Annotated in this window: 10 protein-coding genes; 1 reads left to right on the top strand and 9 read right to left on the bottom strand. The window is 45.8% G+C overall.

What is annotated here, in order from left to right:
* The 8 genes from KW93_RS14050 to KW93_RS14015 form a co-directional block, all read right to left on the bottom strand.
* Window positions 1-746, bottom strand: a 746-nt coding sequence (locus tag KW93_RS14050; RefSeq protein WP_033543666.1) for an anti-sigma-I factor RsgI family protein, incomplete at its 3' end; no start/stop codon positions are given.
* Window positions 746-1,495 carry an RNA polymerase sigma-I factor gene (sigI, locus tag KW93_RS14045; protein WP_033543665.1) on the bottom strand — a complete coding sequence of 250 codons (750 nt, stop codon included), beginning with the start codon at window positions 1,493-1,495 and terminating at the stop codon, window positions 746-748. The genes sigI and KW93_RS14050, both read right to left, overlap by 1 nt.
* Before the next feature lie 204 nt (window positions 1,496-1,699).
* Window positions 1,700-2,470, bottom strand: coding sequence for a TerC family protein (locus KW93_RS14040; RefSeq protein ID WP_033543664.1), 771 nt, complete (start codon window positions 2,468-2,470; stop codon window positions 1,700-1,702).
* Between the two features lie 218 nt (window positions 2,471-2,688).
* A complete protein-coding gene (locus KW93_RS14035) occupies window positions 2,689-3,774 on the bottom strand; it encodes an SDR family oxidoreductase (protein WP_033543663.1) in 1,086 nt (361 codons plus the stop codon).
* Window positions 3,775-3,877: 103 nt separating this feature from the next.
* On the bottom strand, window positions 3,878-6,937 hold the full coding sequence (locus KW93_RS14030; RefSeq protein WP_033543662.1) for an efflux RND transporter permease subunit: 3,060 nt from the start codon (window positions 6,935-6,937) through the stop codon (window positions 3,878-3,880).
* A 238-nt stretch (window positions 6,938-7,175) separates the two neighbouring features.
* Window positions 7,176-8,744 (bottom strand): peptide chain release factor 3, encoded by a 1,569-nt coding sequence (locus KW93_RS14025; RefSeq protein WP_033543661.1) that lies wholly within the window; start codon window positions 8,742-8,744, stop codon window positions 7,176-7,178.
* Between the two features lie 108 nt (window positions 8,745-8,852).
* Window positions 8,853-10,313: a UDP-N-acetylmuramoyl-L-alanyl-D-glutamate--2,6-diaminopimelate ligase gene (locus KW93_RS14020; RefSeq protein ID WP_033543660.1), complete on the bottom strand. Its 1,461-nt coding sequence runs from the start codon at window positions 10,311-10,313 to the stop codon at window positions 8,853-8,855.
* A gap of 14 nt (window positions 10,314-10,327) precedes the next feature.
* Entirely contained in the window at window positions 10,328-11,380 is a 1,053-nt protein-coding gene (locus tag KW93_RS14015) for a M42 family metallopeptidase (protein WP_033543659.1), read from the bottom strand.
* Between the two features lie 102 nt (window positions 11,381-11,482).
* Here KW93_RS14015 and KW93_RS14010 point away from each other — a divergent pair, with 102 nt between their 5' ends.
* Complete coding sequence (locus KW93_RS14010; protein ID WP_033543658.1) at window positions 11,483-13,054, top strand: ATP-binding protein; 1,572 nt, start codon at window positions 11,483-11,485, stop codon at window positions 13,052-13,054.
* 32 nt (window positions 13,055-13,086) lie between these two features.
* Here KW93_RS14010 and KW93_RS17005 read toward each other — a convergent pair whose 3' ends face one another.
* On the bottom strand, window positions 13,087-13,755 hold the full coding sequence (locus KW93_RS17005; RefSeq protein ID WP_052131640.1) for a PepSY domain-containing protein: 669 nt from the start codon (window positions 13,753-13,755) through the stop codon (window positions 13,087-13,089).
* Window positions 13,756-13,905: the final 150 nt, after the last annotated feature.

The following is a 13,905-nucleotide window of genomic DNA, read 5'->3' as shown; positions in this document are numbered from 1 at the left end:
TCTTCCTGTTTCTTTACTTTTTCTTCTGCTGATGGCTGCTCTTTAATTTCTATCGGCTTTTTATCATTGGATTCCGCAGGTTTTGTTGCCGGCTCACCTTTTTCCAGCTTTTCAGAATGATTGATCAGATGGCCGACTGGCACTTTCTTTTCAACAGATGTTCTCCATTGTTTTTTGGAAGCCTCTTTCAGCCGCACTGTAATATTTTCAGCAACCACTTTCGTTGAAATGGCTGTCACCGACTTCATCAATGCTTCATCATCGACTTTTTCTTCTTCATCAGCCACAGTGGTTATGGTGATTTCATCCGTCTCTGTTTCCAGCGACAATTCAATGACTCTATTGAGGACCTCTTCCAATTGATGATGTTTCCATGCGCCTATTTCGCTGATCAATTCCCGGCCGTCAGCATTCAGCCCGCGTACGGAAATCACTTCATACTCATCATCTATTCCCAGTTCAATTCCTGGATTCACCTGAACCTGAATATAGGCAAATGCTTCCTGTTTCGGCAGCAGGACCGAAAGAAATAGAACCGCGACCGCCAGTGCCGCAAATACAGGAGCCCATACCGGCTTGATCATGCGTGTCTTTTTCACAGCCATGGCCTGCTTCGGATAAAAATAGCCCTGTTCTCCTACAGCTGTTTCCCTGACCGGTTTTCCCTGAACAAATTCTCCGTTTGGAGCAAGGAAAATGGAAAACTCATCATTCAATTCGATGCACAGGCCTTTTTGCATTTTCATCAGCGCAACCGCTCCTTCAAATAATCCTTCAAATAATGCAAATCACTCATCATCAACAAGGCGATCGCAATTATGTATTTTCTATTGCGCTCAATGGTCTTCCTCGAAACTTCAACCAGCTGCACGAGTTCTTTGACCGGCAGTTTTTTGGTGCGCTGAAGATATTGCCGGTATTCTTCTGTTTCCGACACCAGCTGGGCAATTTGGATGGCCGTCACTCTGGCGTCTTCATGTGCAGGCGAAACTTTCACCAGATCCTGGAAAGACATGCCATAGCCGGAAAGCAATTTTTCAAAAGAGGCAATTTCTTCCCTCCGCGCTTCTGCCTGCTGCTGTTCAGAGTAGGAATGGACGGACGCTCTGCTGTCAATCCCGCTTCTGAAATCGTCTTCCTCCGACAAACCATGAAAATCATGGGCGAAATCATTGCGCTGAACTTCTTTCCGTATAAAATCGATGACTCTTCTGCGGATGACCATATGCGCAAACGTCAGGAAAGAAGTGCTTTTCTCTTGATTAAACCCTTTTACCGCTTCGTGAAAAGCGGATAGGGCGATGCTGTATTCTTCGTCATGGTCACTGATAAACCTTTTGCAAACCTGACCGGCAGTTTTTTTCATAAAAGGTGAATAGGCCAGCAACAAGTCTTCCATTGCCCGCTCGTCGCCATTCTGAGCTTGTATTGCCAGCATTTCGGCATTACTTTTTTCTCCTCGACCGAAATATCCGGACAATACTGACAGCAGCATACAGTTCACCTCTTTCCGCTTTTTTCATAACTCTAAGTTTACCGAGAAATGGAATAATTGAAAAGCAGGAACAGAATGAGCAGTTGCTTCTGAATAGAAGATTCGGGTCCTTACCCATTTTTAAGGGGGTATAAACTTTTTTATTTCAGATTTTATTGTCATCCATAAAAAAGAGGCATCTTCCCAAGAAGATGCCTTCTGCCATTAATGGACTTCGGATTTCTTATTCTTTTTCAATCCGATCAATGCGCCGACAACAACAATTCCGACCAGCACTGTCCAGAAAATGATGGTCCAGGGAGTTGAATGCGGGAAATCGTGCGGCAGAAACCCAAGTTTCTCATGTGACAATGTCATCACGAGCAATTTCACACCGACCCATCCAACGACAACAAATGCCGCGGTTTCCAATTGCGGATATTTTTCCAGCAGCTGAACGAATTTATGGGCAGCGAAGCGCATGATAATCACTCCGATCAGACCACCGGCAAGCATAACAGTAAACTGTCCGGAGTTGATGCCCCCGATGTCTTCCAGACCAAATATATCCAAATGCGGCAGCGTTACTGCGAGAGCCACTGCAGCCAGCATCGAATCGATGGCGAATGCAATATCGGCCAATTCGATTTTCAGCACTGTCATCCAGAAACCTGCACCTTTTGTTGCTTCCGGTTCAATGGAATGTTCCTTTCCTTTTCGCTGGTCGTAGATATGCTTCGCCGAGATGAACAACAGATAAGCTGCTCCTAAAGCTTGGATCTGCCAGATATTAACCAGCAGCGTAATCATGAACAATGCGGCGAAACGGAACACGAATGCCCCTGCCAAACCATAGAATAAAGCTTTCTTTTGCTGATTTTTCGGCAAGTGTTTGACCATTACCGCCATTACGACTGCGTTATCCGCAGCAAGTAAGCCTTCGAGTCCGATTAAAACCAATAAAACCCAGGCATACTCCAATAAAACTGTGTCCATCTTCTCTTCCTCCTAATTTTTGCCAGCAAAAAAGACCCTTGCCTAATAAAAGGCAAAGGTCTCGCTAAGCAAATAAAATCGCTATCACAACCGATGGCTACTAACCATGTCTTGACGACTGTGAAATAGGTTTCCCTACAGCTACTCCCCTTTGACATAATGTCAAAGTAAATTTAGTTGTACCCTGATTATACCACCTCCATCCCGTTTGTATATATTTATTGAATCGGGATATGATATTTTTTTTCATTTTTATGCAGATTGTAAAAGGCCACCATTTCGGGCATTGTCTCCAGGAAATCGGCACACTTGATGCCGCTGCCCTGCAATAACCGTGCTGCATTGGATGTATCGAAAGATGCCGGCCAATCCATATAATCCAATGTTTCGGCTTCAACACCCAGCAGCTTTCTTACAGGTTTGCTTTTAAGGCTTACAGTTGCCAGCTGTTTGGGCAGACGGCCCTTTGGTTTCCTGCCCGCCAGGTGAAAAACCATTGACCGATAAACTTCTTCCACAGGGTGCGGGGCAGGGTCAGTCAAATGGACAGTTACCCCTTCCGCAGCTTTCAGCGTGCTGAGGTATATGGAGGATTCCAATATATAATCGATTGGAACCACATTTATATAGGAAGAAGATTTTCCGATATAGGGTATAATCGGCAGCTTGCGAATGCGGTCGATCATATTCAGGAAGAAATAAGGCCCATCAAATTTAATGGTTTCACCGGTCCTGGAATGGCCGCGCACTATACCAGGACGGATAATGGTTACCGGAAACTCTTTTTTCATCACATCAACCAGCACTTCTGCTTCAAACTTCGTTTCTTCGTAATGGTTCTTAAACTGTTCAGGGCGGATCAATTCATCTTCCCGCAATACCCCTTCGCGTTTTCCGGCGACATACGCCGTGCTGAAATACATATAACGCTGCAGTCCGGAAAGGCCGGCAGCAAAGTCATTAACATTTTTTGTGCCTTCGACATTCACTTTCCAGGCAAGGTCCCGAGGCACAGCCAGATCGTAAATTGCCGCAAGATGCCAAAGGATAATTTCTTTATCCTGCAGGTATGCCAGATCTTCCGCCCGGAGCCCCAATCCTTGTTTCGTTATATCGCCTTCCATGAGGCGAATTTCCCGGCAGCCCGTCTCCTGTCGAATCCGCTCAGCCTCTTCTTCTGCCCTCGGGCGTTCAGCCGCTAAAATAATTGCTGTGATGCCGCGGTCTCTGTCCTCATCAATCGATTTGCGGATCAGCTGGCTGGCAATAAAACCTGGATATCCTGTAAATACAGCTTCGGTCATTTCTGTTCCCCCCTAACTGGTTACTGTACTGCATATCATCTAACTACGATTATACTAAATATTCCAATTAAATACGCAAAAAAAAAAAGTGAACCACTGGGGCTCACTTTCTATTCATCAATCGGGTTTCTTTATCAAACAGACTGTAGACAATCGGAACGACATATAATGTCAGTAACGTCGAGCTGATAAGGCCACCGATAACGGCAATCCCCATCGGCTGATTGATTTCTGTTCCTTCTCCGATGCCAATCGCCAAAGGCGCTAAGCCAAGAATGGTGGTGAGTGCCGTCATCAGAATCGGCCGCATTCTGTCGCGGACCGAGATGATGATTGCGTCATACGATTCCATACCGCTGTCTTTTCGCTTGTTAATATAATCGACGAGAACAATCCCGTTGTTAACTACAATACCTACCAGCACCAGCACCCCGATTATTGCAGTGATGCTGACTGGCGTTTGTGTAAGGAATAAGGCGATGGCTACACCGATTACCATCAAAGGGACTGTGAACATGATAACGAACGGGTATTTGAAAGATTCAAACTGGGCTGCCATTACAAGATAGACGAGGACGGTTGCCAGGATCAATGCCATTACCATATCGTTTATCGCGTTATCAAATAATTCACGGTCGCCGCCGAACGTAATCATTGTCCCTTCATCAAGGTTTAAATCCTCGAGCGCCGCATCCACTTCATCAGACATATCCCCCATCGTGACATCCGACTTGTGCTGAAGGGTAAAGGAAACGCTTCCCGCCTGATCGACACGCTGAATGCTGACAGGCCCCTGTGCAATTTCTATATCCGCCAGTTCCTGCAGTTCGACGAAAGTTCCTGATGGTGTTCGCAGGCTGAGTTCCCGCAGCTTTTCATAACTGTCGCGGTCATCTTCACTGATCTCCACGAAAACACTGAGAACGTCGTCCTGTTCGTTGATCAGCTGAGTGGCCTGGACTCCTCTGGTAATATTATTCACCGTTTGGGCGATCTGGGCAGGAGCCATGCCGTATTCAGTGGCAGCTTCACGGTCGATCGTCATTTGAATTTCATCTATGGTCTCATTGCGGTCGTTTGTCAATTCGGTAACCGTCGATAAGTTGCTGAGCGACTCATTGATCCTTTCCACCGCTTCGTCCAATCTTACGGGATCAGTATCCGTAACGGTGAAGGACAGCGTATTTGGAGTCGAACCTGCAGCTGTCTGGAGGTTGAATCCGACTTCTGCTCGGTCCCCCACTTTTTCCAGAATTTCAGGCTGCACGTCGTCGACAAACTGGAAGACTGACCGGTCACGGTTTTCCAGATCGACCAGCTTGATATAAATTTCCGCCACATTGGATTCGGAAGAGCCCTGAGCCTGTCCTTGCTGTGAGGTACCGACCAGACTAACATAGACATCGACATCTTCTGCCGCTTCAAGTTCTTCTTCAATCATGGTGACGACTTCATCAGTCGCTGTCCGGGATGCCCCGTTTTCAAGCTCCACCGATACACTGACAAACCCTTCATCGGTCGCCGGCAGGAATTCAGTGCCGACCTGCGAGACGCCGAATGCTCCAATTATCAGGAACACCAGCGTAATCAATAACACAAGAACCCGGTGGCGCAATGCCCATTTGGTGGAACGTTCGAAATTCTTCAGTCCCTTTGACCTTCTCTTCCGCGCTTCTGCATTGCCTTTCGGCTTTTTCAGCCATTTTGATGCCAGCATAGGCACCACTGTCAGAGCCACAGCCAATGAAGCGAATAAACTGAACGAAATCGTCAATGCAAATTCGAAGAAAATCTCGCCGATCAGACCTGAAATGAAAATAACCGGAACAAATACGGCAACCGTGGTCAAAGTTGAGGCAGTAATGGCACTGGCTACTTCATTGGCTCCATCGGAAGCTGCTTTTTTTGAAGATTTCCCCATGGCGAGATGCCGTTCAATGTTTTCTATTACGACAATTGCATTGTCGACGAGCATACCAATGCCCAGCGCCAGCGCACCGAGCGTCATGATATTAAGTGCAAAATCCGCAAAATACATCAAGACAAAAGTCACTATGACGGAATAAGGAATTGCAATGCCGATAATCAGCGGACTTTTAATGCCGCGAAGGAAGAAGAACAGCACGAGCATGGCAAATATCCCACCAAAAATGAGGGTTTGTCCAATATTGCCGACCGCAAGCTTTACATAATCCCCCTGATCAAACAGGATATCGGCTTCCACTGCGCTGAATTTCTCTTTCTGCAATAATTCATCAAGGCGTTCCTGGAAAGCCGTGGAAACGTCGGCGGTATTTGCGCCGGATTCCTGAAGAGCTGACAGCAGCACAGCCGGCTCCTGATTGGCTCTCGTCTCACTATTGCGTTCTCGTTCAGCCAAAGTGACTTCACCGACATCGCCGATCGTCAGATTTTCCCCTTCTATCGGATCCACTGTAACCACCAGATCGGCTATTTCCTCCGGACTGGTCAATGTGCTGATGATGCGTGTTGTCAGGTTGCGGCCATCTTCACTTTCAATCGGCTCACCCGGCATGGACACATTGCTTCCCTGAATCACTTGGACAATATCGGATTGCTGAAGCCCATTCTCTTCCAGCAATTCCTGGTCTAACGAAATCAGAATTTCTTCTATTAAGCTGCCCGAAATATTTACGTTCGCAACGCCTTCCGTCTGCAGCAATTCGGTTTCCAGTTCTTCAGCCAATACCCGGATATCCACATCTGATTCAGTTGCCCGAAGCGATAATTGCAATATCGGAAACTGGGATGGGTCAAATTTCAGGAATTGGGGAGTGCCTGCATCGTCCGGCAGAAAAGTCTGGTCGATGCGCTGCAGAATATCACTTTGGACATCATTGATATCTGTCGACCAGTCAAATTCCAGGAGTATGAAGTTTGAACCTTCCTGTGAAGTCGACTGAATGGATTCAATCCCACGCAATGTGGAGAGATTCGCTTCCAAAGGCTTGGTCACTTTTTCACTGACCTCAGTCGGGCTGGCGCCGCTGTAACTTGTTACGACCACACCGATTGGCGGATTCAACTCAGGTATTAATGTCACTGGAATTCTGAAAAATGACACTGCCCCCAGGATAATGACCAAAAACATCGTGACAGCGGTCAGGACCGGTCTTTTTATTGAAAAATCACTTAAATGCATCGTGTCAAACCCTCTCTGTTACTTCGTTCTTTTATCATAAGAAAAACCGCCTGCCACCGCAAACTTAAACCTCCCTTTACAGCTGAAAACATATTAAATGTGAACAAAAATTCTAATTTTGCATAATTTATATATAACCCCGTCAAGCAGGGAACTTATCCTTTTCCGCCATTAAAAAAACCTGCCAAATGGCAGGTTTTACAACTCGTTTCCCTTTACTAACCAATTGTTCCGCTTTTTATAACAAACTGTACAGCCGGATTCCCGGGTTCTTATCCTGGAACCAGCGTGTTGCAAATTCATTCTCAAAGAGGAACACATAATTATCGAAGCGGTCTTTGACAAGCATTGAACGGCTGCTTGACATCGATTCTTTAATATCTTCCTCATTTTCAATCCATCGTGCAATTTTGGAACCGATGGGCTCCATCCGTACATCCACATTATATTCATTCTTCATGCGGTGCTCGAACACTTCAAACTGCAATTGTCCAACCGCCCCCAGAATGACTTCCTCCATATGAAGCGTCTTGTAATACTGAATGGCGCCTTCCTGCACGAGCTGCAGAATCCCTTTATGGAAATGCTTTTGCTTCATCACGTTTTTCGCAGTTACTTTAACGAATAATTCCGGTGTAAACTGAGGCAGGTTTTCAAACTGGAATTTCTTGCCGCTGGTGATGGTGTCACCAATCTGATAATTCCCTACATCGTGCAAACCGATAATGTCACCGGCTACGGCTTCAGCCACCATTTCCCGGTCATCTGCCAGAAATTGTGTTGTCTGGGAAAGCCGGAATGATTTTCCGGTACGTGAAAGTGTCACGTTCATCCCTTTTTCAAATTTGCCCGATACAATCCGCACAAAAGCAATCCGGTCTCTGTGCGCTGGATTCATATTCGCCTGAATTTTAAAGATGAAACCGGAAAACGGTGTTTCCACCGGATCCACGTAATCTTCTTCCTTTGTCATTCGCGGCTGCGGTGATGGTGCAAACTGCAAATAAGTTTCCAGGAAAGTCTGGACGCCGAAATTGGCAAGCGCACTGCCGAAGAAGACTGGGGTCAGTTCCCCACTCTTCACACGGTCATAAGAAAATTCGTTGCCGGCTTCATCCAGCAATTGGATATCTTCCATAGCCTGTGTGTAATATGAAGATTGCTTCATAGCATGGTCAACAGCCAGTTCGCCCGTTTCATCAATCGGGAGGAATCTCTCTCCTTCACTGCGGAAAGGTTCAACGCGTTTGTTAAAGCGGTCGTAAATACCCAGGAATTCCTTACCCATGCCGATCGGCCAGTTCATCGCATAAGATTGGATGCCAAGGACTTCCTCCAACTCTTCCATGAGTTCCAGCGGTTCTTTCCCTTGCCGGTCCATTTTGTTGATAAAGGTAAAAATCGGAATGCCGCGCATTTTGCAGACTTTAAATAATTTCACAGTCTGCGCTTCGATCCCTTTTGCGACATCGATGATCATCACAGCACTGTCTACTGCCATCAATGTACGGTACGTATCTTCACTGAAATCCTGGTGTCCAGGTGTATCGAGAATATTGACACGGTGGCCATCGTAGTCAAATTGCATGACCGAAGACGTAACCGAAATCCCCCGTTGCTTTTCGATTTCCATCCAATCCGATGTTGCAAATTTCCCGCTCTTTTTCCCTTTGACCGTACCTGCGTCCCGGATTGCTCCTCCGAATAGAAGCAGTTTTTCGGTTAAAGTTGTTTTCCCGGCATCCGGGTGGGAAATAATTGCGAAAGTTCTTCTATTTTCTATTTCATTTTTAATTTGTACTGACATGTTTTACGCTCCTTTAATCTACTCTTTACATATTAGAGAAGGCATACTGAAAAAACAAGAGGTTTAACCTGCCTGTCCCATAAAAAAGAAGCCATTTACGGCCTCTTTTCAACTATATTTTTTCAGCGCTTCCTGTTTGGCGATTTCCTTATCGCTGTGAGGAATTTTTGTGGCGCCGATTATCTGGTAATCTTCATGGCCTTTTCCTGCCAGAATTACGATATCGCCCGGTTCCGATTGCTGGATGGCATGTTTTACCGCTTCTTCCCGATCTCCAATGCATGCATAATTCGGATGGGTCATGCCCTTCTCCAAATCTTTCAAAATGCTGTCATACGATTCATCTCTTGGATCATCGGTCGTCAGTACGACATAATCGGCAGCAGAAGCTTTCCTGGCCATAGTCGGCCGCTTCGTTTTATCCCGGTTGCCGCCTGTTCCAACAAGAAAGATGATTTTATTCCGTTTAAAATCGGCCACTGCAGCCAAAGCTTTTTCGATGGCATCCGGAGTATGGGCATAATCGATAAATACAGTTACCGGCGCTTCCATTGCCACTTTCTGCATACGGCCTTCGACTGGGTCGATTGAAGTAAGCGCAGTCAGTATGTCCTTCAAGTTAAAACCTTCTGCATACAGAGCTGTTATGGCCGCAAGAGCGTTGGAGACATTGAAATGTCCAAGCAATTTCATGGAAACCGAAAATTCCCCGTCCGGGCACACGAGGCGGAAAGAAGTGCCTGACTGATCCATGAAAATATTATCCGCTTTGAATTGTGCTTCTTTCTCCACACCATAAGTATAAATTGGGTGAGAAGTCATTTTTGCTAATTGCTCAGACCATGGATCATCTGCATTGAGCACGGCCCTTTTCTTTTCGCTGAGATCCTGGCCAAGCTGAGCAAAAAGCAAGCCTTTTGCGTGTCCATATTCTTCCATTGTCCCATGGAAATCAAGATGGTCATGTGTCAGATTCGTAAAAATAGCCGTATTGAACTCAACCCCAGCCAGCCGCCCAAGTACTAGCCCATGTGAAGAAACTTCCATCGTCATATGGGAACAACCGGCTTTTTTTGCCTGGGCGATCATATGCTGTGTCGTTAAGGCATCACTGGTCGTGTTAGCGGAAGGATGCATTTCCCCGTTCAGATTAAAACCGATTGTTCCGGTTAATGCTGATTTCCTGCCCAGTTCCATCAGCATTGCATGAATCATTCCGGCAACGCTGGTTTTTCCATTTGTACCGGTGACGCCGATCATTTGCATGTCTTTTGATGGGTAATCATAATACTTTGAAGCCAATTGCCCCAAAGCACGCACCGTATCCTCCACTATCAGCACTGCCGGCCCTTCCACGCTGATAGGCTTTTCTGAAAGAATGAGCGTAGCGCCACTTTCAGTTGCCTGGCCGGCAAAATCGTGGCCATCTACCGTATATCCTTTAATGCAGACGAATAATGAACCTGGAACAGCGTCCCGGGAATCCATTGTGATGTATTCTATTCGTTCAGGCAATTCACCTGAAATCAATTTATAAGGAATATTATCGAGTAATTCCCTGCTATTCATGAATATCCTCCTAATCAGGAAACCAACGGAGACATTACATACGCATAGAGCAATGCTGCCGAGGCTTTCAATGAATCTGTATGGGTTCGTTCGTATGAATGTGAAGATTCAATCCCCGGACCGAATAACGCATGTTTCACATCATAGCCCGCGCTGATCGCCGCTGATGCGTCAGAACCGTAATACGGATATATATCCACCTTGTAATCAATCTTATTGTCTTGTGCCAAAGCAATCAGATGGCGGGTGAGGCCATAGTGATAGGGTCCACTGGAATCTTTTGCGCAGATGGACACAGTATATTCATCGGAAGCCTGGCCATCTCCGATTGCACCCATGTCAACGGCAATATATTCTTCCGTCTGCAGCGGTATATTGGAATTGCCGCCATAGCCGATTTCCTCATTATTGGAAATATAAAAATGCGTTGTGTACGGCAGTTTCCCGGAAGAACTGCTGAGATGCTTCACTAATTGAAGCAATAATGCCGTACTGGCCTTATCATCCAAATGGCGGGATTTCACATAACCGGATTCTGTAGCAGTAAATCTCGGATCAAATGAAACAAAATCGCCTACCTCAATACCAAGTTCCCTAACTGCCCCCTCTGAAAACACTTTTTCATCAATCCGGACTTCCATATTGTCTGCGCTGCGTTCAGCGGTCCCCGCATCTTTATAGACATGGACGGTCGTCTGATGAAGAAGTATTGTACCGGTAACCGTTTTTCCGGAAGCTGTATGTATGAGGCAATTTTCCCCTTCGATGGCGTTGAATTTAAAACCACCGACGAGTGAAAGCTTAAGTCGCCCGGACGGCTTGATCTCCTTGACCATGGCACCAAGTGTATCGACGTGTGCCGTCAGCAATCTATGGCGTTCATCGTTGTCACCTTTGATGGTGGCAATGACGCCGCCTTTATTCGTTGTGATGTGTTCAACATTCCAGTTGGCCAGCATCTTTTTAATCGTTCCCATTATTTCCATTGTATAACCTGAAGGACTCGGAATCCCTGCCAGGTCACCCAAAAGTCCAATCGTTTCTTCTGAATTCCACTGGTATGTCATGCGTGACGCCCCCTTAATAGCTTAATCATATCAAAATCAGGCGTTTTCGCACAGTCCCGACTGTAGTATTATTAAGTAATCCATGGAAATCGGAGGTTTATGATGAAACAAGCAAACACAAACCGCCAGAAAAATTTATTATTCCTGCATATATTTGGCTTTGCCAGCCTCCTGCATATCACTTTAAACGCCATTTTCACTTTCAATGCTGCGGTGGTTGCACCATTTTTCGGGCTTTCTGTCTGCCTCCTGCTGTTTTTTACAAAAGAGTCCTTTGGTGACAAGACACTGCGTTCCTTATTATTATATGCAATGAACATCTATTTGTTCATTCTTAATGTGGAATCCTTGTCCGCCATTACGCTCGTTTATTTTGCCCTCCCTTTGATTGCCGCCGCGTTATCAAATGAACTGAGGCCCATGCTCGTTCTGCTGGCAGCAACTTTGCTCGAAATGTTTGTGCTCATTTACTTTATGGACCAGATGGGCAGAACACCTACCGCCCATTACGACCATTTGTCGATAATGACCTTCCTGATGATTATTTTCCTTATTACTTTTTTTCACACAGTCCTTTTCAGCAGGCTGTGGGAACAAATGCAGGACCGAAATAAATCCATGGAAGAAGCCCTTATTTCCCGTGAAGGCTATCTTCAATTGTTTTTCGAGACTGCGAAGGATGCAATGGCTGTATTTGATAAAGACAATCGGGTGATTGCCATCAATCCGGCTTTCGAGAAACTGTATGGGTGGTCTGCAGAAGAATCCTACGGCAAAACCATAAAACCGTATCCGGCTGAAAAAGAAGAAATTGCTGAACTGCAGGCAGCTGAATTACTGAAAGGCAAAAGTTTTACGCTGCATGACACAGTGGACATGAAAAAAGACGGCACGCAATTCCATGCACATCTGACGCTGAGCCCAATTTTCGATAAGCAGCAAAATGTTATCGCCACTTCTGTTATTTCAAGGGACATTACATATCAGAAAGAATCGGAACAATTGATCCTGCAAAGCGAAAAATTGAAACTTGCCGGAGAGATTGCAGCCGGGGTTGCGCATGAAATCAGAAATCCGATGACGGTTATTTCCGGTTTTATCCAAATCATGCATCAGGATCCTGAGCATCGTTATCCTCAATACACCGAAATCATCCAGTCAGAACTGGAGAGGATCAATTTGATCATCAGCGAGTTTCTCGTGCTTGCCAAACCACAGGCGCCGGAAATCAAAGAATTCAGTTTGCGTAAATTGATTGTTCAGCTCAGCTTACTGTTCAGTTCCGAATTCAATTTAAAAGGCATTGTGTTTGAAGAACATTGGAATGAGGACGAAGATTATATTTTGCGCGGGGAAGAACATGCCATTAAACAGGTTTTCATCAATCTGTTGAAAAACGCAGTTGAAGCAATGGCGCCGGAAGGCAAGATTGCTCTTTACGTTTCGCAATCGACTGACAGTTTGATTTCGGTAAAAATCAGAGATACCGGCACTGGCATTTCTGCTGAAAGCCTGCACAGACTTTTCGAACCTTTTTATACGACAAAAGAAAACGGCACCGGACTCGGCCTTCTCATCTCACAGAAAATCATTCAGGACCACGGCGGTTCATTGTTGATCTCAAGCGAGCCGGGGACTGGGACTACTGCGGAAGTGGTATTGCCGGCAAAGTAAAAAAGAGCCCACCGGCTCTTTTTTTACTGGATTTATCGGTTATCGTCATCGTCGTCATCATCGTCCAGCTCGAATTCGGTTATTGAGCCATATGCTGCGTCAATTTCCAGCTCGTATTCTGTCTGCCCGTTCACAATTTCGATTTCGTAATATTGTCTTCCGTCGTCATTGTCCAATTCGAATTCCACTATAGTCCCGCCGCCGGATTCCCTCAAAGCAATATCTTTTGCCTGTTCCGCAGAAATCAGTCCATTTTGAGAAGATACATTTTGTTCATTGCCTGGCTGAGTGGACTTTTTCCCATTTTCTGTTTTCACATCCTGCCGTGCAGCTGATCTGTCCCCATCCCTTAAGCGTTCGCGGTCCTGCTCCAGCACTTCTCCTGTATATGCATCGATGTCAAAATCATATTCATATTCTGCTGTATGGACTTCAACTTCATATTCCTTGCGTCCGTCGTCTTCGCTCAGTTCAACGTCAGTCACTTTGCCGTCTGCGATAGCCAGTGCAATGGCTGCAGCTTTTTCAAAGCCGATCAATTCATTTGAGACCTGCTTTTCGTGTGCTGCCGGAACTGTATTTGTCTCCTGTGATTCAGTGGCTGCGGGGCTTGCATCCGTATTTGGGTTTGTATTTGCGAGAACGATTCCTCCAAATGCCAGGACTCCTGCTGCTGCCGGGATTAAGATAATTTTCTTCATGTTCTTTCTCCTCCTCTTTTTCTTATACCTGTATCATAGCCCCCGCTTCTGAGCGGATGCTTAAGGCAAGATGAGAATTTGATGAGAAGTTCATGAAGTTTTTCTCATTTTCGCTTTTCGGTGTCCAGACTCCGGCGATCCAGCTCTTCG

Source organism: Planococcus sp. CAU13 (assembly GCF_000775575.1).
Lineage (GTDB): Bacteria > Bacillota > Bacilli > Bacillales_A > Planococcaceae > Planococcus.
This window is presented reverse-complemented; position numbering and strand designations above follow the sequence as displayed.